Annotated in this window: 16 protein-coding genes and 1 pseudogene; 5 read left to right on the top strand and 12 right to left on the bottom strand. The window is 69.9% G+C overall.

Annotated elements, in window-relative coordinates:
- Positions 1–47: 47 nt before the first annotated feature.
- From zomB to glf, 5 genes are read right to left on the bottom strand one after another with little or no spacing between them, the layout of a single operon-like run.
- Complete coding sequence (gene zomB, locus E4P42_RS23855; RefSeq protein ID WP_305801114.1) at positions 48–2,039, bottom strand: flagellar motor control protein ZomB; 1,992 nt, start codon at positions 2,037–2,039, stop codon at positions 48–50.
- Positions 2,017–2,937 carry a decaprenyl-phosphate phosphoribosyltransferase gene (locus E4P42_RS23850; protein ID WP_135128714.1) on the bottom strand — a complete coding sequence of 307 codons (921 nt, stop codon included), beginning with the start codon at positions 2,935–2,937 and terminating at the stop codon, positions 2,017–2,019. The genes zomB and E4P42_RS23850 overlap by 23 nt, the downstream gene beginning before the upstream one ends.
- Before the next feature lie 40 nt (positions 2,938–2,977).
- The gene (locus E4P42_RS23845) at positions 2,978–3,511 is read right to left on the bottom strand and encodes a phosphatase PAP2 family protein (RefSeq protein WP_135128712.1); all 534 of its coding nucleotides are present in this window, start codon (positions 3,509–3,511) and stop codon (positions 2,978–2,980) included.
- Between the two features lie 2 nt (positions 3,512–3,513).
- Entirely contained in the window at positions 3,514–5,442 is a 1,929-nt protein-coding gene (locus E4P42_RS23840; protein ID WP_135128711.1) for a glycosyltransferase, read from the bottom strand.
- Positions 5,439–6,665: a UDP-galactopyranose mutase gene (glf, locus tag E4P42_RS23835; protein ID WP_135128709.1), complete on the bottom strand. Its 1,227-nt coding sequence runs from the start codon at positions 6,663–6,665 to the stop codon at positions 5,439–5,441. The genes E4P42_RS23840 and glf overlap by 4 nt, the downstream gene beginning before the upstream one ends.
- A 258-nt stretch (positions 6,666–6,923) precedes the next feature.
- Between glf and E4P42_RS23830 the strand changes: the two genes are divergently transcribed.
- On the top strand, positions 6,924–7,832 hold the full coding sequence (locus tag E4P42_RS23830; RefSeq protein WP_135128707.1) for a hypothetical protein: 909 nt from the start codon (positions 6,924–6,926) through the stop codon (positions 7,830–7,832).
- A gap of 128 nt (positions 7,833–7,960) precedes the next feature.
- Positions 7,961–9,574 carry an N-acetylmuramoyl-L-alanine amidase gene (locus E4P42_RS23825; protein WP_135128705.1) on the top strand — a complete coding sequence of 538 codons (1,614 nt, stop codon included), beginning with the start codon at positions 7,961–7,963 and terminating at the stop codon, positions 9,572–9,574.
- Here the strand turns inward: E4P42_RS23825 and E4P42_RS23820 are convergent, their stop codons facing one another.
- Genes E4P42_RS23820 through E4P42_RS23810 form a run of 3 tightly spaced genes read right to left on the bottom strand, consistent with a single transcriptional unit; the run spans position 9,575 to position 11,951 of the window.
- Positions 9,575–10,390, bottom strand: coding sequence for an HAD family hydrolase (locus E4P42_RS23820; protein WP_135128703.1), 816 nt, complete (start codon positions 10,388–10,390; stop codon positions 9,575–9,577).
- Between the two features lie 25 nt (positions 10,391–10,415).
- Positions 10,416–11,168, bottom strand: coding sequence for a 1-acyl-sn-glycerol-3-phosphate acyltransferase (locus tag E4P42_RS23815; RefSeq protein WP_135128701.1), 753 nt, complete (start codon positions 11,166–11,168; stop codon positions 10,416–10,418).
- Between the two features lie 6 nt (positions 11,169–11,174).
- Positions 11,175–11,951, bottom strand: a complete 777-nt coding sequence (locus E4P42_RS23810) for a 1-acyl-sn-glycerol-3-phosphate acyltransferase (protein WP_135128699.1) — start codon at positions 11,949–11,951, stop codon at positions 11,175–11,177.
- Positions 11,952–12,102: 151 nt separating this feature from the next.
- Here E4P42_RS23810 and E4P42_RS23805 point away from each other — a divergent pair, with 151 nt between their 5' ends.
- Together E4P42_RS23805 and E4P42_RS23800 are read left to right on the top strand one after the other, a co-directional pair.
- Positions 12,103–13,653: an MBL fold metallo-hydrolase gene (locus E4P42_RS23805; RefSeq protein WP_135128697.1), complete on the top strand. Its 1,551-nt coding sequence runs from the start codon at positions 12,103–12,105 to the stop codon at positions 13,651–13,653.
- Positions 13,650–13,982: a hypothetical protein gene (locus tag E4P42_RS23800; RefSeq protein ID WP_135128695.1), complete on the top strand. Its 333-nt coding sequence runs from the start codon at positions 13,650–13,652 to the stop codon at positions 13,980–13,982. The genes E4P42_RS23805 and E4P42_RS23800 overlap by 4 nt, the downstream gene beginning before the upstream one ends.
- On the opposite strand, the gene E4P42_RS23795 is transcribed toward E4P42_RS23800, so the two are convergent.
- Genes E4P42_RS23795 through serS form a run of 4 tightly spaced genes read right to left on the bottom strand, consistent with a single transcriptional unit; the run spans position 13,979 to position 17,807 of the window.
- Positions 13,979–14,548: a hypothetical protein gene (locus E4P42_RS23795; protein WP_135128693.1), complete on the bottom strand. Its 570-nt coding sequence runs from the start codon at positions 14,546–14,548 to the stop codon at positions 13,979–13,981. The genes E4P42_RS23800 and E4P42_RS23795 overlap by 4 nt on opposite strands.
- 9 nt (positions 14,549–14,557) lie before the next feature.
- A complete protein-coding gene (locus E4P42_RS23790; RefSeq protein WP_135128691.1) occupies positions 14,558–15,706 on the bottom strand; it encodes a zinc-dependent alcohol dehydrogenase in 1,149 nt (382 codons plus the stop codon).
- A gap of 44 nt (positions 15,707–15,750) precedes the next feature.
- Positions 15,751–16,554: a DUF5718 family protein gene (locus E4P42_RS23785; RefSeq protein WP_135128689.1), complete on the bottom strand. Its 804-nt coding sequence runs from the start codon at positions 16,552–16,554 to the stop codon at positions 15,751–15,753.
- Positions 16,551–17,807 carry a serine--tRNA ligase gene (gene serS / locus E4P42_RS23780; protein ID WP_135128687.1) on the bottom strand — a complete coding sequence of 419 codons (1,257 nt, stop codon included), beginning with the start codon at positions 17,805–17,807 and terminating at the stop codon, positions 16,551–16,553. The genes E4P42_RS23785 and serS overlap by 4 nt, the downstream gene beginning before the upstream one ends.
- Positions 17,808–17,935: 128 nt before the next feature.
- On the opposite strand from serS, the pseudogene E4P42_RS23775 reads away from it, so the two are divergent.
- A pseudogene (locus tag E4P42_RS23775) lies at positions 17,936–18,334 on the top strand (septum formation family protein); the annotation flags it as partial.
- Between the last annotated feature and the right edge of the window lie 128 nt (positions 18,335–18,462).

Below are 18,462 nucleotides of genomic sequence, written 5' to 3'. Positions count from 1 at the left end.
GTGTGTTCGACACACCCGACGGAGATATCGCCGCGGCGCCGCAAGTGTTACGGCCCGGTGGCCGGCATCCCGGTGTAGGGCGGGTGGATGGCCGGCGGGATGTCGAGCCCGCAGCGGATCAGCTCGTAGAGCGGCACCCGGTTGATCCGGTACTGGGTGAACTCGTAGGCGTTGGCCACATTGGACAAAAACCGCCGGGGGGTGAGCGTGTCGCGGATAGAGATCAGCTTCGCCTCGGTCGCCGGACACTTCAGCGCGGCCACGGCCTGGGCCACCCAGTCCTCGTCGAGGTACTTCGGCAGATACGGCTCCACCTTGAAGAACGGGCCCTCGGCCACCGCCCAGTCCGGGAACAGGTTCTTGTCGTGGCCGATGCGGCCGTCCTCGAGCCGCTCGGTGTGTGCGGCCAGCGGATTGGTCAGCCCGATCTGGTCGATCACCCGCACGTCGAGGCCCACGTTCATCGCGGACATCCCCATGTTGGTGAAGAACACGGTGTGCGGACCGGTGTAGGCGGGGCCGGCGTCCGGCGGCGGCGGGTAGGCCGGCACCACATCCCACATGTCGTAGTTGCCCGCGGGCAGCAGCAGCGCACCGTCGGGGGTGTTCTCCAGCGCCTCCACCATCGCCCGCATCCGCGGATAGTCCAGGTAGTCCGCGGCGGTCAGCGGATGCGCGTGCCCGGTGGCCTCCGCGTAGAACCGGCGCTCGTCGACGATGCCGGTGTCGGTGACGCGGGTGGCGTCGTCACCCATCCCGGGCGCGTTGGCCGCCCACAGCGACCAGCCCGCGACGGCGAGCCACAGCACAGTGGTCGCGCCGGCGAGCAGGTATCCGGTCTCGCGGCTGAACCGGCCGCCCTCGGGAATGACCACCGGGATCACCGACACCGGCAGCAGCAGGCAGAACAGCGGGGTGAGCAGCACCCGGCCGTGCATGAAGTCGCCGCCTTGGCGGACCCAGTAGATGCCCTGCAGCAGTCCGGAGACGACGATGAACGCCACCACCGCCGACGGGCTCTGCACGACCCTGCGGATCCGCCCGTATCCGCGCGGCGGCTGATGGCGCACCCACCAGCCGCGGCCGCGGGTGCCGAGCAGCACCAGCCCCACCACCGTCAGCAGAATGGCGGGCACCCACAGCAGATAGGGCTGGTTGAAGTTGGCCAGGTAGGTCGCGCCCTGCGACCACTTGGCCCCGGACGCATCCTTGGCCACCGCGGTGCCGGGCACGATCAGCGCGTAGTACCCCATCCGGAAGATCTGGTAGGCCACCGGCAGCAGACCACCGGCGACCACGATCAGCAGCCGGCGCCCCCACCCGCGCGCGACCACCAGCATCATCACCAGCACGCCGACGCCGATCAGCGCCAGCTCGGGTCGCACCAGCACGCTCAGCCCGGCGACGAAAGCCAGTGCGCCATCGAACGTCCGGCTCATCGCGTGCGGCGACGGCGCGTCGGTGGGCAGCCGGCGCAGGGCCTGCGACCAGCACACCAGCATCCACCACAGCAGGCCGAGATAGGCCAGGCACAAACCGTTTTCCAGTCCGGAGGTGGCGAAGTCGCGGGCCGGGGGCACCGCGATGTAGACCAGGACGCCGGCCGGTAGCAGCAGCGCACGGCGGCCCTGCAGGCTCGGCGCGTACAACCGGGCGGTGCCCAGCATCGCCAGCACCGCGCCGAGCACGCTGAGCACCAGGGAGAACGCCAACGCCACGTACTCGAGCTGGACGGTGCCGCCGAGCCACCCGCCCGCGGTGATCAGATACGTCCACAGGGTCGAGGTGTTGGCCTCGACCCGCTCCCCGGCGTTGAACACCGGGCCGTTGCCTGCCAACAGGTTCCGCACGGTGCGCAGCACGATCAGGCCGTCGTCGGCGATCCACCGGCGCTGCCACGCGCCCCACCAGAACAGCGCCGCCACCACCGCCACACCGACCCAGAGGCTGACGCGGACGGAGACATCGAACGGGAACGCCGGCCCACGCAGCAGACGGGCGGCCGGCCCACGCCCGTCAGCCGAAGATGACGGCCGCACCGACTGTCCCGATCCACGCCACGGCGAGGAACTGCAGCACCCGGTCGCGCAGCGCGATCTCCTCGGGCTCACCGGCCATTCCGCCGTCGACGTCGACGGCGTAGCGCAGGATCGCGATCGTGAACGGGATCATGGACACCACGAACCAGGACGTGCCGCCCTGATCGTCGCGTCCGAACGCCCACAGGCCGTAGCACAGCACCACCGCGGTCGCCGACAGCGTCCACACGAACCGCAGATAAGTGGTGGTGTAGCTCTCCAGCGACTTGCGGATCTTGGCGCCGGTCCGTTCGGCGAGTTGCAGTTCGGCGTAACGCTTTCCGGCCGCCATGAACAGCGAGCCGAAGGCCATGACGAGCAGGAACCACTGCGACAGCGGGATCGCCGCGGCCACGCCGCCGGCGATCGCCCGGATCAGGAAGCCCGACGACACGATGCAGATGTCCAGCACCGCTTGATGTTTGAGCCCGAAGCAGTAGGCCAGCTGGATCGCGATGTAGATCGCCATCACCAGCGCGAGATTGGGTGAGAGCAGCCATGAGATGCCCAGTGACGCGATCCCCAGCACCACGGCCAGCGTGTAGGCCAGATTCACGGGCACCACTCCCGCGGCGATCGGCCGGAAGCGTTTGGTCGGGTGCTGGCGGTCGGCTTCGACGTCGCGGGCGTCGTTGACCAGGTAGACGCTCGAGGCGGCCAGGCAGAACACGACGAACGCCACCGAGACCTTGATGAGGATCTCGCGGTAGTCGTAGGTGAACCGGTCGTCACCGAGCGCGACCAGCGGGGCCGCCAGCACCAGCAGGTTCTTGACCCACTGCCGGGGCCGGATGGCCTTGACGATGCCCGCGGCGAGGTTGCGCGGCGGGCCGGTGACGGGTGCGGCCTCCTCGCTCATCGCGTCTCCGTTCCGCCGGTGCGCTCACATCTGACGGCCATCACTGCCTTCCCTCCCGCGCGGTGACCGCGTCGGCCACCCGCGCGGTGGCCTTGGCGACGATTGCCCCGACCGCCACACCGGTCAGCACGTCACTGGGATAGTGCACACCGAGCACCAACCGCGACAACGCCATCGGGGGCACCAGCGCGGCGGGCAGCGGCAGCCCGGTCACCCGGCCCAGCAGCAGCGCCGCCGCCGTGGTGGAGGTGGCGTGCGCGGACGGGAAACTCAGGCGGCTCGGGGTACCGACGTTGACGGCGATCGCCGGATGGTGCGGACGTTCGCGGCGCACCACCCGTTTGATCGCGACGGCCGCCGCATGCGCGGCGAAGGCGCCGGCACCGGCGGCCAGCCAGTCGCGGCGGCGGTGCGGCTGCATCAGCGCGCCGAGGCCCGCGACCGCCAGCCAGCCGGCGCTGTGCTCACCGAAGTGCGAGAGCGTGCGCGCGCCGGTCAACACCCCCGGCCGGTCGGCCAGCGCCGCCTGCACCGCGACCAGCGCGGCCTCTTCGCCGCGCGGTTCCTGGTCCACGGTCAGCGCACTTCGTGCGGGTTGAGCAGAACGGTCTCCCACTTCTGCGTCGACGACAGCTCCGGCAGCGCGTTGCGGTAGACGCGGCGCATGCGGTTGAACTTGCGGGCCAGCCGCACGTGCTGGCGCATCGAGGCGCGCAGCAGCGCGAACATCTTGGCCCGGTCGCGCTGGCGGTAGACCACCCCGCGGCCGTCGGCCGTGGTGACGGTGACGCCGTCGACCTTGCACAGCAGGAACCAGCGCGCGTCCTGGGTGGCCACGTTGAGCTCGGGCCGCTCGTGGTGGGCGGGGTCTTCCTTCTTGAGTTGGTGCACCACGCCGCGCGCGAGCCGCAGCCCGATGGCCGGCTTGTTGGTGGGGATCTTGGTCTTGCGGCGCATCTTTCCCGACGGCGCGGGCAGCGCGGTGGCCCCGGGCAGCACGACCGCGTCGGGGTACTGCTCGCGCATCTTGCGCACCTCGGGCAGCGCGCTCTCGAGGATCGAGAAGATGTGCTCGGGGCCGGCGAGGAAGTCGGCCATGGCCTTCGTCTGGATGGCCACCGTCGAATACTCAAGGCAGAGCAGGTGTTTGAGCGTGGCCTTCACCGAGGAGGCGAGCAGGCCGCTGACGTTGCCGTCCCAGTGCATGGCCGCGACCACGAGCCGGTTGCGCAGGTGGAAGTAGGCCTGCCAGTCGATCGCGTCGTCCTTGTCGCTCCAGGCCATGTGCCAGATCGCGGCGCCGGGCAGCGTGACGGTGCCGTAGCCGCGCTCGGCGGCGCGCAACCCGTAGTCGGCGTCGTCCCACTTGATGAACAGCGGCAGCGGCTGGCCGAGCTCCTCGGCGACCTGCCGCGGGATCATGCACATCCACCAGCCGTTGTAGTCGGCGTCGATGCGGCGGTGCAGCAGCTTGCTGCGCTCGGTGTCGTCGGCGAGCGGATACTTCGCGAAGTCGTGGTCGTACTCGGCGTTCGGCGCCGCGGTCCACATGAAGTTCTCCCGGTCCACCACCTCGGCCATGATGTGCAGGTGGGAGGGCTCCTGCAGGTTGAGCATCTGCCCGCCGACCAGCGTCGGGTGCTTGGCGAACCGGTTCATCGCCAGTGCCCGCAGGATCGAGTCCGGCTCGATGCGGATGTCGTCGTCCATGAACAGGATCTGGTCACAGTCGGTGTTCTTGAGCGCCTCGTACATCACCCGGCTGTAGCCGCCGGAACCGCCGAGATTGGGCTGGTTGTGCACCGAGAGCCGGTCGCCCAGCGCGGCGGCGGCGGCCGGGAAGCCGGGGTGGTCCTTGGCCTTGCGGTTGCCCTGATCGGAGACGATGACCGCGCCGACCACCTCGTCGACCAGCGGGTCCGACGTCAGTGCGGTGAGCGCGTTGACGCAGTCGGCGGGCCGGTTGAACGTCGGGATGCCGACGGCGATCTTGGCCCGGCCCGGCGCTCGCTCGGGCGCATACCAGCCCGCGCTGCGGACCGACACCTCGGAATCGGTGGTGATGTCGAACCAGATCCAGCCGCCGTCCTCGAACGGCCCGAGGTCGATCTCGAACTCGGCGACGCCCGGTTCGGCCGCGCTGCCGGCGACCTCGGCGCCGCCGACGGTGATCCGGGCGCCGGTCGCCTTGGTGCGGTAGACGTCCACGCGGGCGCTGCCGACGAGTTCGACGCGCAGGATCACCGAGTCGAGCGTCGACCACCGCCGCCAGTAGCTGGCCGGGAACGCGTTGAAGTAGGTGGCGAACGACACCTCGGATTCGGCGCCGATCTCCAGCGTGGTCCGCGAGGAGGCGTGCGCACGCCGGGCGTTGGTGTCGGATTCCTCTATATAGAGCTTGCGGACGTCGAGCGGCTCGCCCGGCCGCGGCAGGATGACGCGGGACAGCAGGCTCACCGCGCGGGTTTCGCCGGCGTCCAGCGCACCGGTCGGGATCTCACTCATGCTGGGTCGCTCTCGCTCTGGGTCAAAGGGGCACCGTCACGCAGGTGCGGCGCCAGGGTGTTGTCGTACATGTTCAGGGCACTGGCGATGGCCATGTGCATGTCGAGGTACTGGTAGGTGCCCAGGCGGCCACCGAACAGCACCTTCGCCGATGCCGTCTCCGCCTTCGCGCGGGACCGGTAGGCGGCCAGCAGCGCCCGGTCGGATTCGGTGTTGATCGGATAGTAGGGCTCGTCGTCGTCCTCGGCGAACCGGGAGAACTCGCGCATGATCACGGTCTTGTCCGTGGGGTAGGCGCGTTCGGGGTGGAAGTGGCGGAACTCGTGGATGCGCGTGTAGGGCACGTCCGCGTCGTTGTAGTTCATCACCGGGGTGCCCTGGAAATCTCCGGTGTCGAGCACCTCGAGGTCGAAGTCCAGGGTGCGCCAGCCCAGCCGGCCCTCGCTGTAGTCGAAGTAGCGGTCCAGCGGTCCGGTGTACACCACCGGGGCGTCCGGGCTCTCGGCGCGCAACGCGTCGCGGACGTCGAACCAGTCGGTGTCCAGGCGCACCTCGATGCGGTCGTCGGCGGCCATGTTCTGCAGCCACGCGGTGTAGCCGTCGACGGGCAGACCCTCATAGGTGTCGTTGAAGTAGCGGTTGTCGAAGGTGTAGCGCACCGGCAGCCGGGTGATGGTGGAGGCGGGCAGTTCCTTCGGGTCGGTCTGCCACTGCTTGGCCGTGTAGTTCTTCATGAACGCCTCGTAGAGCGGCCGGCCGATCAGCGAGATGGCCTTCTCTTCGAAGTTCTGCGCATCGGCGGTCTCGATCTCGGCGGCCTGCTCGGCGATGAGCGCGCGCGCCTCGTCGGGGCTGTAGTAGCGGCCGAAGAACTGCGCCACCAGGCCCAACCCCATCGGGAACTGGTAGGCCTGGCCGTTGTGCATCGCGAACACACGGTGCTGGTAGCCGGTGAAGTCGGTGAAGCGCCGCACGTAGTCCCACACCCGCTGATTGGACGTGTGGAAGAGGTGGGCGCCGTAGCGGTGCACCTCGATGCCGGTCTGCGGTTCGGGTTCGGAGTAGGCGTTGCCCCCGATGTGGTTGCGCCGCTCGATGACGAGGACACGCTTGTCCAGCTCGGCGGCGACGCGCTCGGCGATCGTCAGGCCGAAGAACCCCGAGCCGACGACGAAGAGATCGTACCGGCCGGTGGGCGGGACCGGGGAAGATAGGGACGTCATCGGCAGCCAGGGTATCCGACCGGACCCCCGGCTCCCGACTTGCTGCCCCGCCAGTCGCCGACCGGGACGCGGCCGCGTGCCGACGGCCAGGTCGCAATTAGCTCACGATTCAGTATCGCCACTCTAGGCACACCAGTCACAGCCTTACCATCGAATCGTCGGTTCAGGGCCTGCCTTGTCGAGGAGTCCGGTTCCGCCGACGACCGATGAAATAGCCGAGCACCAAACCCTTGTAGTCCATGTATTGAGGAGACTTCCGTGCCGAACCGACGTCGCAGCAAGGCCTCGACAGCCATGAGCGCGTTCGCCGCCCTGGCCGTCGCAAGTCCTGTCGCAGCGGTAGCCGTCACCCAGCTGTCCGGGTCCTCCGATGCGCCTCAACACCGCGAATTCGTCCAGGCCGCCATGGTCACCGACCTACCGAGCGAGCTGATGTCCGCGCTGTCGCAGGGCCTGAGCCAGTTCGGCATCACGCTGCCGCCGCTCGCCGGCACGTCGGCCACGCCGCCGGCACTGACCACCCCGGGCCTCACCTCCCCCGGGCTGACCGCACCGGGCCTCCCCGCGCCGGGACTCACGGCGCCGGGCCTGACCGCGCCGGGCCTCACCACCCCGGGACTCACGACGCCGGGTCTGACCGCGCCGGGCGTCAGCACACCGGGGTTGAGCGTGCCGCCGGTCACCGCGGCCGCGCCGGCCTTGACCGACCCCGGCCTGACCAATCCGGGGTTGACCACCCCGGGCCTGACCAGCCCGAGCCTGACCAGCCCGGCCGGCGACCTGGGCGCGCTGACCACGCCGGACCTGACCGCCCCGGGGCTGACGACGCCGGCGATCGGCCTCGACCCGGCGCTCACCCCGGTCTCGACCGGGGGGCTCCCCGTCCCCGGTGAGATCCCGATCTCGGCGCCGCTGGGTGCCGATCCGGCGCTCGGCACCTACCCGATCCTCGGCGACCCACTGATGGCGGCCGCCCCGGTGGCCGCGCCCAGCGGCGGCCTGCTCAGCGATCTGTCGAGCGCGGCCAATCAGCTCGGCGCCGGACAGGCGATCGACCTGCTCAAGGGTGTGGTGGTGCCCGCGATCACCGGCGCGATCAAGTCGGCGACCCCGCCGGCGGTGCCGCCCGTGCCTGCGCCCGCACCGCCGCCGGCCCCCGGCATGTGACAGACCTGTAGCGAGACGGCACCGCAGAAGCCTCGACGGCTCTGCGGTGCCGTTGCAGTTGGATTTTCCTACCCCATTCCGCCGTGTCGAAACATGGGTAACAACTGACACATACGTAACATCGGTCCGTGCCGTCCCGTCGACCAGCGCCCACCGTCTTCTTCACCGCCGTCGCGGCGACGATGCTGCTGCTGCCGTGGGCGATCAACGGCCTGCCCGGCGATGACGACACGGCGCCGTCCGCGCCGGTGCTCACCGAGAAGAGTCTCGACGGCCTCGGCGGCGGCGAGACCATCCGCGAGATCCACCAGGACACCCCGTTCTCGATGGTCGCGCTCACCGCCGACGACCTGACCGGCACCACCGCCCGCGTCCGCGCGAAGAAGGACGACGGATCGTGGGGTCCCTGGTACGACGCCGAACCGCTCGAGGGCGTCAGCGAGGGCAGCGGCTCGGTCAGCGGCACCGACCCGGTGTTCGTCGGACGCACCACCACCGTGCAGATCGCGGTCACCCGCCCGGCCGGCGCCGCACCCACTCCGGCCGCGCCGGCCCGCGAGACCGCCGACGGACCCGACCTCGGTTACGTGCCCGCCACCGTCGAGCAGCCGTTCGCCCAGAACGTCAACGCCGTGCTGATCAGCCCGCCCCAAGCGCCGGTGGACGCCGCACCCGTCCCCAACGCCGTGCTGGCGCCGGGCGTCCCCCCACGCATCATCACCCGCGCACAGTGGGGCGCCGACGAATCGATGCGCTGCGGAGCCCCCCGCTACGACCACGCCGTGCGCGCCGGCATCGTCCACCACACCGCGGGCAACAACGACTACGCGCCGCAGGACTCGGCCGGCATGGTGCGGTCGATCTACGAGTACCACACCCGCACGCTGGGCTGGTGCGACCTCGGCTACAACGCCCTGGTCGACAAGTACGGCCAGGTCTTCGAGGGCCGCGCCGGTGGCGTCGACCGGCCGGTCGAGGGGTCGCACACCGGTGGCTTCAACACCGACACATGGGGTGTGGCGATGATGGGCAACTTCGACGTGGTGCCACCCACCCCGATCCAGCTGCGCACCACCGGCCGCCTGCTGGGCTGGCGGCTCGGCCTGGACCGGGTCAACCCGCTGGGCACGGTGGTGTTGACCTCGGCCGGCGGCTCGTTCACCCACTTCCCGCGCGGCGCCACCCCCACCCTGCCCACGATCTTCACCCACCGCGACGTCGGCATCACCGAATGTCCCGGCAACGCCGCCTACGCGGCGATGAACGAGATGCGCGCGATCGCCGCCCGCTTCAACGATCCGCCCGGACCCGAGGACCTGGCCGAAAGCCTGCGCGGCGGAGCAATTTTCGACCGCTGGGCCAAGATGGGCGGTCCCACCAGCGCGCTGGGCGCACCCACCTCGCCGGAGACCAACGGCGCCGACGGGGCCCGGTACGTCCGCTTCCAGAAGGGCGCGATGTACTGGTCACCGGCCAGCGGTGCGGCGCCCGTCACCGGCGCCATCTACCAGGCCTGGGGCGCACTGGGATTCGAGCGCGGGGCGTTGGGCCTGCCCACCAGCGGCGAGATCCACGAGCCGCTGTGGATCAAGCAGAACTTCCAGCACGGCACCCTGAACTTCGACCGTCAGAAGGGCACGGTCACCCGCGTCATCGACGGTGTTCCGGTGGACCTGCCCAAACCCTCGTCCGACGCGCCGCCGGTGCAGCTAGAGCGCTTCAGCGCCCCGATCAGCCACTAGCTACATCCACCAGCGTTCGAGCACCCGCGCCACCCCGTCGTCGCTGTTGCGGGCGGTCACCTCGTCGGCCGCGGCCACCGTCTCGGGATGGGCGTTGCCCATCGCCACCCCGTGTCCGGCCCAGCGCAGCATCGGGATGTCGTTGGGCATGTCGCCGAACGTGATCACGTCTTCGGCCCGCAGCCCGTGCGGCCGGGCCAGCTCGTCGATGCCGGTGGCCTTGCTGATGCCACGCGGCACGATCTCGATCAGCCCGTTGTTGGTCGAATACGTCAGATCGCCCTCGGCGCCGATGTGCCCGGCCAGCTCGGCCGCCATATCGGCACTGCGCGCGCCGGCCTTGCGGATCAGCAGCTTGACCGCCGGGGCGCTGAGCAGGTCCTCGAGCGAGACCTCGGTGTTGTCCGGGTTGAGCCAGGCGTGCTCGTAGCCCGGTGAGCTGACGAACTGCGGGGTCGCCGCATCGTGGGCCGAACTGCCCACCCGCTCGACGGCCAGCCCGGAGCCGGGGATCACCCGCGCGGCGATGTCGGCCAGTTCCCGCAGCGCGTCGGTCGACAGCGTGCGCGCCGAGACGATGCGGTCGGCGGCCGGGTCGTAGATCACCGCGCCGTTGGCGCACACCGCCATCGGCGCCAGCCCCAGCCCGTCGACGACCGGCGCCACCCACCGCGGCGGGCGGCCGGTGGCCAGCACGAATCGCACCCCGGCGTCCACCGCGGCGTGCACCGCCGCCCTGGTGCGCGGCGACACCTTCTCGTCGTCGTCGAGCAGGGTGCCGTCCACGTCCGTGGCGATCATCGCCGGCAGTGTCATCGCGGCGAGCCGCCTTCCGTTGTCGTCATCGCCGTCCGCCTTCCGCCCGCCGGCGGGCGCGTTCGGCGAGTTCGTCCTCGTCGAGGCGCCGGGCCTCGTCGGGTGTCGGCGCGCCGCCACCGAGCCGGCGCGGCACCCAGAATGCCCCCTGTGGGTGCGGATATTCCGCCTGCACGCGCTCCAGCAACGCGGTCATCTCCGCGCGCAGCCGGGCGTCGAGGTCCGGCGCAGGCCCGGCAGGCGGGATGGGCGCACCGATTCGCACGCTGACGGGGAACCGGTTGCGTCCCAACGCCCGAGGATGATCCTTGGTCCACACCCGCTGCGCACCCCACACGATGAGCGGGATGATCGGCACACCCGCCTCGAGCGCCATGCGCGCCGCGCCGGTCTTGAACTCCTTGAGCTCGAAGCTGCGGCTGATCGTCGCCTCCGGATACACCCCGACCAGCTCACCGGCCCGCAGCGCCTGCACGGCCAGCGCGTACGCCCCGGCTCCCGCCCGCCGGTCGACCGGGATGGTTCCGGTGTGCCGGATCAGGTAGCCGACCACCGGCACCTGCTCCATCTCGGCCTTGATCATGAAGCGCATCCGGCGCCCGCGGTGCTTGGCCGCCAGCGCCGCGGGCAGGAAGTCGACGTACCCGGTGTGGTTGATCGCCACCACCGCACCACCCCGGGTGGGGATGTGATCGAGGCCGTCGTAGGTGATCCGGGTTCCGGTAGCCCTGGTCACGGCCTCGGCGACGAACTCCAGTGTGCGAAAGACCGGCTCCATCCGCGGCTACCCCGGCGCCCCGGCCGGTCCGGGACCCTGCGCGCGGCGGGCGGCCTTCTCCGCCGCCTCTTCGAGGTCCATCCGGTTCGCCTCGGCCAGCGTCGGCGCGCTGCCACCGAGGCGGTGCGGCACCCAGAACTCGCCGGGCGGGTGCGGGCCGTAGGCGTCCTGCACCCGCTCGAGCAGGTGCTGCATGCGGTGGTGCAGCAGCGCGGTCAGCTCCGGCGCAGGCAGCGTCGGCGCGATCGGCTCCCCGACCGCCACCGAGATCGGCACCTTCGGCCGCGCGAGCTTCTTGGGATGCCCCTTGGTCCAGATGCGCTGGGCGCCCCACACGATGTGCGGGACGATCGGCACCTGCGCGGCGATCGCCATCCGCGCCGCGCCGGATTTGAACTCCTTGATCTCGAAGCTGCGGCTGATCGTCGCCTCGGGATACACGCCGACCAGTTCGCCGCGGGCCAGCGCCTCGCAGGCCTGCTCGAACGACGCCGCACCGCTGGCCCGGTCCACCTCGATGTGGCGCAGGCTGCGCATGATCGGTCCGGTGAACTTGTGGTCGAAGACCTCTTTCTTCGCCATGAACCGCACCTTGCGGCCGAGCTTCTGCCGGTAGGCGGGCAGACCGGCGAAGGTGAAGTCGAAGTAGCTGGTGTGGTTGATCGCGATGACCGCCCCGCCGGTCTTCGGCAGGTTCTCCACGCCGGTGACGGTGAACGTCAGCCCCTGCAGCCGCCAGGTGAGGCGGGCGAGCTGGATGACTGTGCCGTATACCGGTTCCACACACGTCAGCGTAGTGCTCGCCACCACAGCGGCGCGTCGAGCCGGGACAGCGACGCCGCCCGCCCTGTCACGGTGGCCGGCCCACGCCCCGCGCGCCCGTAGACTGAACGCGCGAACGCACCGCGCGCCACCGCGCGCAGAAGGGGTAAACGTGCAGGTCACCAGCGTCGGACACGCCGGCTTCCGGATCGACACCAAGGCCGGGAGCATTCTGTGCGACCCCTGGGTCAACCCCGCCTACTTCGCCTCGTGGTTCCCGTTCCCCGACAACAGCCAGTTGGATTGGGCAGCGCTCGGCGACGTCGACTACCTCTACGTCTCCCACCTGCACAAGGACCATTTCGACCCCGAGCACCTGCGCACGTACGTCAACAAGGACGCCGTCGTGCTGCTGCCGGACTATCCGGTGCCGGATCTGCGTCGGGAACTCGAGAAGCTCGGTTTCCACCGGTTCTTCGAGACCACCGACTCGGCCAAACACCGCGTCAGCGGCCCCAAGGGCGACCTCGACGTGATGATCATCGCGCTGCGCGCCCCCGCCGACGGGCCGATCGGCGACTCCGGCCTGGTGGTCGACGACGGTGAAACCGTCGCGTTCAACATGAACGACGCCCGCCCCGTGGACCTGGACATGCTGGCCGCCGACTTCGGCCAGGTCGACGTGCACATGCTGCAGTACTCGGGCGCGATCTGGTACCCGATGGTCTACGACATGCCCGCCCGGGCCAAGGAGGCGTTCGGGACGCAGAAGCGTCAGCGCCAGATGGACCGCTGCCGCCAGTACATCGCGCAGGTCGGCGCGACGTGGGTGGTGCCGTCGGCCGGCCCGCCGTGCTTCCTGGACCCCGACCTGCGCGACCTCAACGACGACCACGCCGACCCGGCGAACATCTTCCCCGACCAGATGGTGTTCCTCGACCAGATGCGCCGCCACGGCCACGACGGCGGGCTGCTGATGATCCCCGGCACGACCGCGGACTTCACCGGCTCCACCCTGCACGCGCTGCGCCACCCCGCACCCGACGCCGAGGTCGAGGCCATCTTCACCACCGGCAAGGCCGACTACATCGCCGACTACGCCGAGCGGATGGCCCCCGTGCTGGCCGCCGAGAAGGCTTCGTGGGCGCCGGCCGCCGGCGAGTCGCTGCTCGAACCGCTGCGGGCGAAGTTCGAGCCGATCATGGCGCAGAGCGACCAGATCTGCGACGGCATCGGCTACCCCGTGGAGCTGCGGCTGGGCCCCGAAACGGTCGTGATCGACTTCCCGAAACGCGCGGTGCGCGAACCGATCCCGGACGAGAAGTACCGCTACGGCTTCGAGATCCCGCCCGAGCTGGTGCGCACCGTGCTGCGCGACGACGAACCGGACTGGGTGAACACGATCTTCCTGTCCACCCGCTTCCGCGCCTGGCGGGTCGGCGGGTACAACGAGTACCTGTACACGTTCTTCAAATGCCTCACCGACGAACGGGTCGCCTACGCCGACGGCTGGTTCGCCGAGGCGCACGACGATTCGGCGTCGATCACCATGGACGGCTACGAGTTCCAGCGGCGCTGCCCGCACCTCAAGGCCGACCTGTCGAAGTTCGGTGTGGTGGAGGGCAACACGTTGACCTGCAATCTGCACGGCTGGCAGTGGAACCTGGACACGGGGCGGTGCCTGACCACCAAGGGCCACGAACTGCGCACCGGGCCGGCATGACCGCGCCGCGGCAGTACTACGACGACGGGCAGGTCCAGCTGGACCGGCACGCGATCACGTTGCGCCGCTACCACTTCCCGTCCGGGACGGCGAAGGTGATCCCGCTCGACAGTGTGCGCGGCTACAGCGCCGCACCGCTGAACGTGATGCACCGCTTCCGGCTGTGGGGCAGTTCGGACCTGCGGCGCTGGCTGCCGCTGGACATGCGCCGGCCGTTCAAGTCGACGCTGATCACGCTGGACCTGGCCGGAACCCGCTGGCGCCCGGCGTTCACCCCCGTCGACCCCGCGCACTTCACCGCGATGCTCGACGAACTGCTGGCGCCCTAGCGTTTCGCCAGCCGGCCGGCCACTTTCCGGACGCCGCGCGCCGCCACCACCGCCGAGATCGCCCACGGTGCCCCGACGATGATCGGGTCCAGCCACGAGTGGCTGCGGTCCACCCGGGTGGTGTTGGTGCGCGCGGCCAACCCGTTGTGGGTGAATTCGGCCTTTATCCCGGTCTCGGTGAACGGGTTGTCGGGGTGCAGTGTCGCCAGCGACTGCACGTGGTGCTCCACCGCGTCGACGCGGTCGGCGAGGATCAGCAGCAGCCAGTGCGCGGCCTTGCCCTCGCTGTGTCGCGTGTAGGCGTACTTGCGGATCGCTCCGGACAGGCCGCGCGGCGGGGTCGACGTGCCGAAGACCGGGGTGAGCATCTGATGTTCGATCGACCGTTCGCGCGGCCACGTCTCGGGTTGCCGCTCGGGGAAGTCCCAGTGCGCGCCGGTGTCGAGCCGCTGCAGCTTCGGCACCGACGGCCGGTCGGCGGGGTCGAGGTCGGCGCCCCAGCCGGGGATCCGGGCGCGCAGTTCGTCGGACGACGGGACGGGCGGGTGGTCGGCGGTGTAGGTCATGGGGTCCTCTCAGGCCGCGCCGGGGACGACGACCGGCTTGATGCAGTTGTCGAGTTTCGCGGAGAAGATGTGGTAACCCTCCGCGATGTGGTCGAGTGGAATACGGTGCGTGACAATCTCACTCGGTTTGAGGTAGCCGTTCTGAATGTGCGAGAACAATCGCGGCCACTGCCGTTTGACCGGACACTGGTTCATCCGCAGGGTCAGGCCCTTGTTCATCGCGTCGCCGAACTTCACGGCGCTGAAGATCGGCCCGTACGCGCCCATGACCGACACCGTGCCGCCTTTGCGCACCGCGTCGATGGCCCAATTCAGCGCGATCGGTGAACCGCCCTGCATCTTGAGCTTGGCGGCGGCGATGTGCTGCATGAGGTTGCCGTCGGCCTCGGCGCCGACGGCGTCGATCACGACATCCGCGCCCAGATACCCGGTGGCCTTCTTCATCTCCACGACGATGTCGTCGTATTCGGCGAAGTTGCGGGTCTCGGCGTGCGCGAACGTGCGGGCCTTCTCCAACCGGTACTCGAGGTGGTCGATGACGATCACCCGGCCCGCGCCCATCAGCCACGCCGACTGGGCGGCGTACAAGCCGACCGGTCCGGCCCCGAACACCGCGACCACGTCACCTTCGACGATGTCGCCGAGCTGCGCGCGGAAGTATCCGGTCGCCAGCGCGTCGGTACACATCAGCGCGTCCTCGCCCGACATCCAGTCCGGAATCAGCGCCGGACCGACGTCGGCGAACGGCACCCGCACGAACTCGGCCTGCCCGCCGTCGTACCCGCCGCAGGTGTGGGAGTAGCCGTAGATGCCGCCGACGGCGGTCGCGTTCGGGTTGACGTTGTGGCAGTTCGAGTACAGGCCGCGGGCGCAGAAGAAGCACGATCCGCAGTAGATGTTGAACGGCACCATCACCCGGTCACCGGGTTTGAGGTGGCGCACCGACGGCCCCACTTCGTGCACCACGCCGATGAACTCGTGGCCGAACGTCATCCCGACCCGGGTGTCGGGCATCATCCCGTGGTAGAGGTGCAGGTCGGACCCGCAGATCGCGGCCAGCTCGACCCGCACGATCGCATCGTTCGGATGCTCGATCTTCGGGATGTCCTTCTCTTCGACCCGGACTTTGTACGGGCCGCGGTACACCATCGCCTTCACCCCGGAGAGCTACCCGGCGACGGGCCCGGCAAACGTGCCTGCGGCTACCGCGACGAAACCGTCTGGCGCAGTTCGGAGATCTCCTCGGAGGCGGTGTCGTAGACCCGCACCACGGCCTGGTCGCCGGGTTGCAGGAACGTCGATTCGCCCAGCTCGGTGTAGCGGGTGGCCCCGATCCCGATCAGCACGTGCTCGGGATGACCCGCGGCGGCCATCAGCGCGCCGACGTCTTCGAGCGGGGTGTCCGGCGAGCCCTTCTGGTTGGCCAGTCGATCGACCACCCAGTCCAGCAGCACCTCGCCGTAGTACGAGTAGCCGAGCAGCGGGCTGTCCAGGCCGTACTCGTGTTCGGTGCCCTCGCGGTCGCGCAGGTGGCAGGCCAGGCGCAGGGTCGCGGTGGGGCCGTCCGGGGTGAGATCGGAGATGTCGAAGAACCGCGGGGCCACGCCCTTGGAGGCCGGGCCCCAGTTCTTCTTGTGGCTGATCTTGGGGGCGCCGGGGCGACGGATCGAGCAGTCGTTGAACGCGCCGAGGGCGAACGGGGTCAGCGAGGCGACGGTGTCGCCGGACCACGCCACCCGGCAGGCCAGGCCCACCTCGGGCTCGATCTGCAGGTTGAGCGGTTCGGTGCTGTCGGGCAGCACGATCGCGTCGTGCGACAGCGGGAACTCGCCGAGGAAGCCGTCATGGCCCGGCACGTACCACGGGAAGATGCCCTTGGGCGCGTTCCCCTCCGAGCTGACGGATACGAAATCCGCCGCCTCCCCGGCCTGTTCGAGGTGTCCGGCGAAATTGCCGGCCACGCCGAAGCCGAACCAGGTACGCAGATCGTCGAGATCGATGTTCATTTCGGCTCCAGTACCTCGGTGCCGACGAACGGCACCAGTGCGTCGGGCAGGCGGACGGTGCCGTCTGGCTGTTGGTGGTTCTCCAGGATCGCGACCAGCCACCGGGTGGTGGCCAGCGTGCCGTTGAGGGTGGCGGCGATCTGGGGCTTGCCGTTCTCGTCGCGGTACCGCGTCGACAGCCGGCGGGCCTGGAACGTCGAGCAGTTCGACGTCGACGTCAGCTCCCGGTAGGTCTGCTGCGTCGGTACCCAGGCCTCGCAGTCGTACTTGCGCGCCGCCGAGGACCCCAGGTCGCCGGCCGCGATGTCGATCACCCGGTAGGGCACGTCGATCAGCCCCAGCATCTCGCGCTGCCAGCCCAGCAGGCGCTCGTGTTCGGCCTCGGCCTCGTCGGGGCGGCAGTAGACGAAGCCCTCGACCTTGTCGAACTGGTGCACGCGGATGATGCCGCGGGTGTCCTTGCCGTAGCTGCCTGCCTCGCGCCGGAAACACGACGACCAGCCCGCGTAGCGGCGCGGACCGGCCGACAGGTCGAGGATCTCGTCGGCGTGGTAGCCGGCCAGCGCCACCTCGGACGTGCCGACCAGATAGAGGTCGTCGGATTCGATGCGGTAAATCTCGTCGGAGTGCGCGCCGAGGAACCCGGTGCCCGCCATCACCTCGGGCCGCACCAGCACCGGCGGGATCATCAAGGTGAAGTCGTTGGCGGTCGCCACCCGCACGGCCAGCTGCATCAGGCCCAGCTGCAGCAGCGCACCCATGCCGGTCAGGAAGTAGAACCGCGAGCCCGCCACCTTGGCGCCGCGCTCCATGTCGATCAGCCCGAGCGATTCGCCGAGCTCGAGGTGGTCCTTCGGATCGGGGATCTGCCGCGGTTCCCCGACGACGTCGAGCACGGTGAAGTCGTCCTCGCCGCCGGCCGGGACCCCGTCGATGATCACATTGGAGATCGCCATGTGTGCGGCGGTGAAGGTCCGCTCGGCGTCGGCCTGCGCGGATTCGGCGGCCTTGACCTGTTCGGCGAGGTCCTTGGCCGCGGCCAGCAGCGCGGGCCGCTCCTCGCGCGAGGCCTTCCCGACCTTTTTGCTCGCGGCCTTCTGCTCGGCGCGCAGATTGTCGGCGGCCGACACCGCGGCCCGGCGAGCGGTGTCGGCGTCCAGCAGGGCGTCGACGAGGGCGGGGTCCTCACCGCGGGCCCGCTGTGAGGCACGGACGACGTCGGGGTCGTCGCGCAGCAGTTTGAGGTCGATCACGGCCGCAACCCTACTTTCGGCCGCGACGCGCGGATACCTCGAGGTGACCGGCCCACCCCACCCTTCCGGTACAACCGCATAACGTTACATCCGCATCACTTGTCACAGCACCCGCCACGCCTGTCACAATGGAGCGGATGTTGGAGGCACCTGAACGCGACGACCCGTCGCAGCCCGCCGGCTCCGGGACGCCGTGGTGGCACAGTCTGCAGGCGGCGTCGACCCGGCGCGCGCTGTTGTTGACCGCACTCGGCGGGTTGCTGATCGCCGGCCTGATCACCGCGCTGCCGCGCAGCGAGGGCGCCGACGGCCCCGGGCTGAGCGCCAGTTCGATCACGCTCGGTCCGCGCGGGAACGAGACGTTCAACCACGCCAAGAGCGGGGACTGCCTGAACTGGCCCGAACGCAACCCCGATTCGGCCCAGATCGTCGACTGCGCGGGCGAGCACCGCTTCGAGGTGGCCGAGTCGGTCGACATGCGGACGTTCCCCGGCAGCGAGTACGGACCCGACGCGGCACCGCCGTCACACGGGACGGGCGGGTGGTCGGCGGTGTAGGTCATGGGGTCCTCTCAGGCCGCGCCGGGGACGACGACCGGCTTGATGCAGTTGTCGAGTTTCGCGGAGAAGATGTGGTAACCCTCCGCGATGTGGTC

The organism is Mycobacterium sp. PS03-16 (assembly GCF_004570325.1).
Classification (GTDB): domain Bacteria; phylum Actinomycetota; class Actinomycetes; order Mycobacteriales; family Mycobacteriaceae; genus Mycobacterium.
This window is presented reverse-complemented; position numbering and strand designations above follow the sequence as displayed.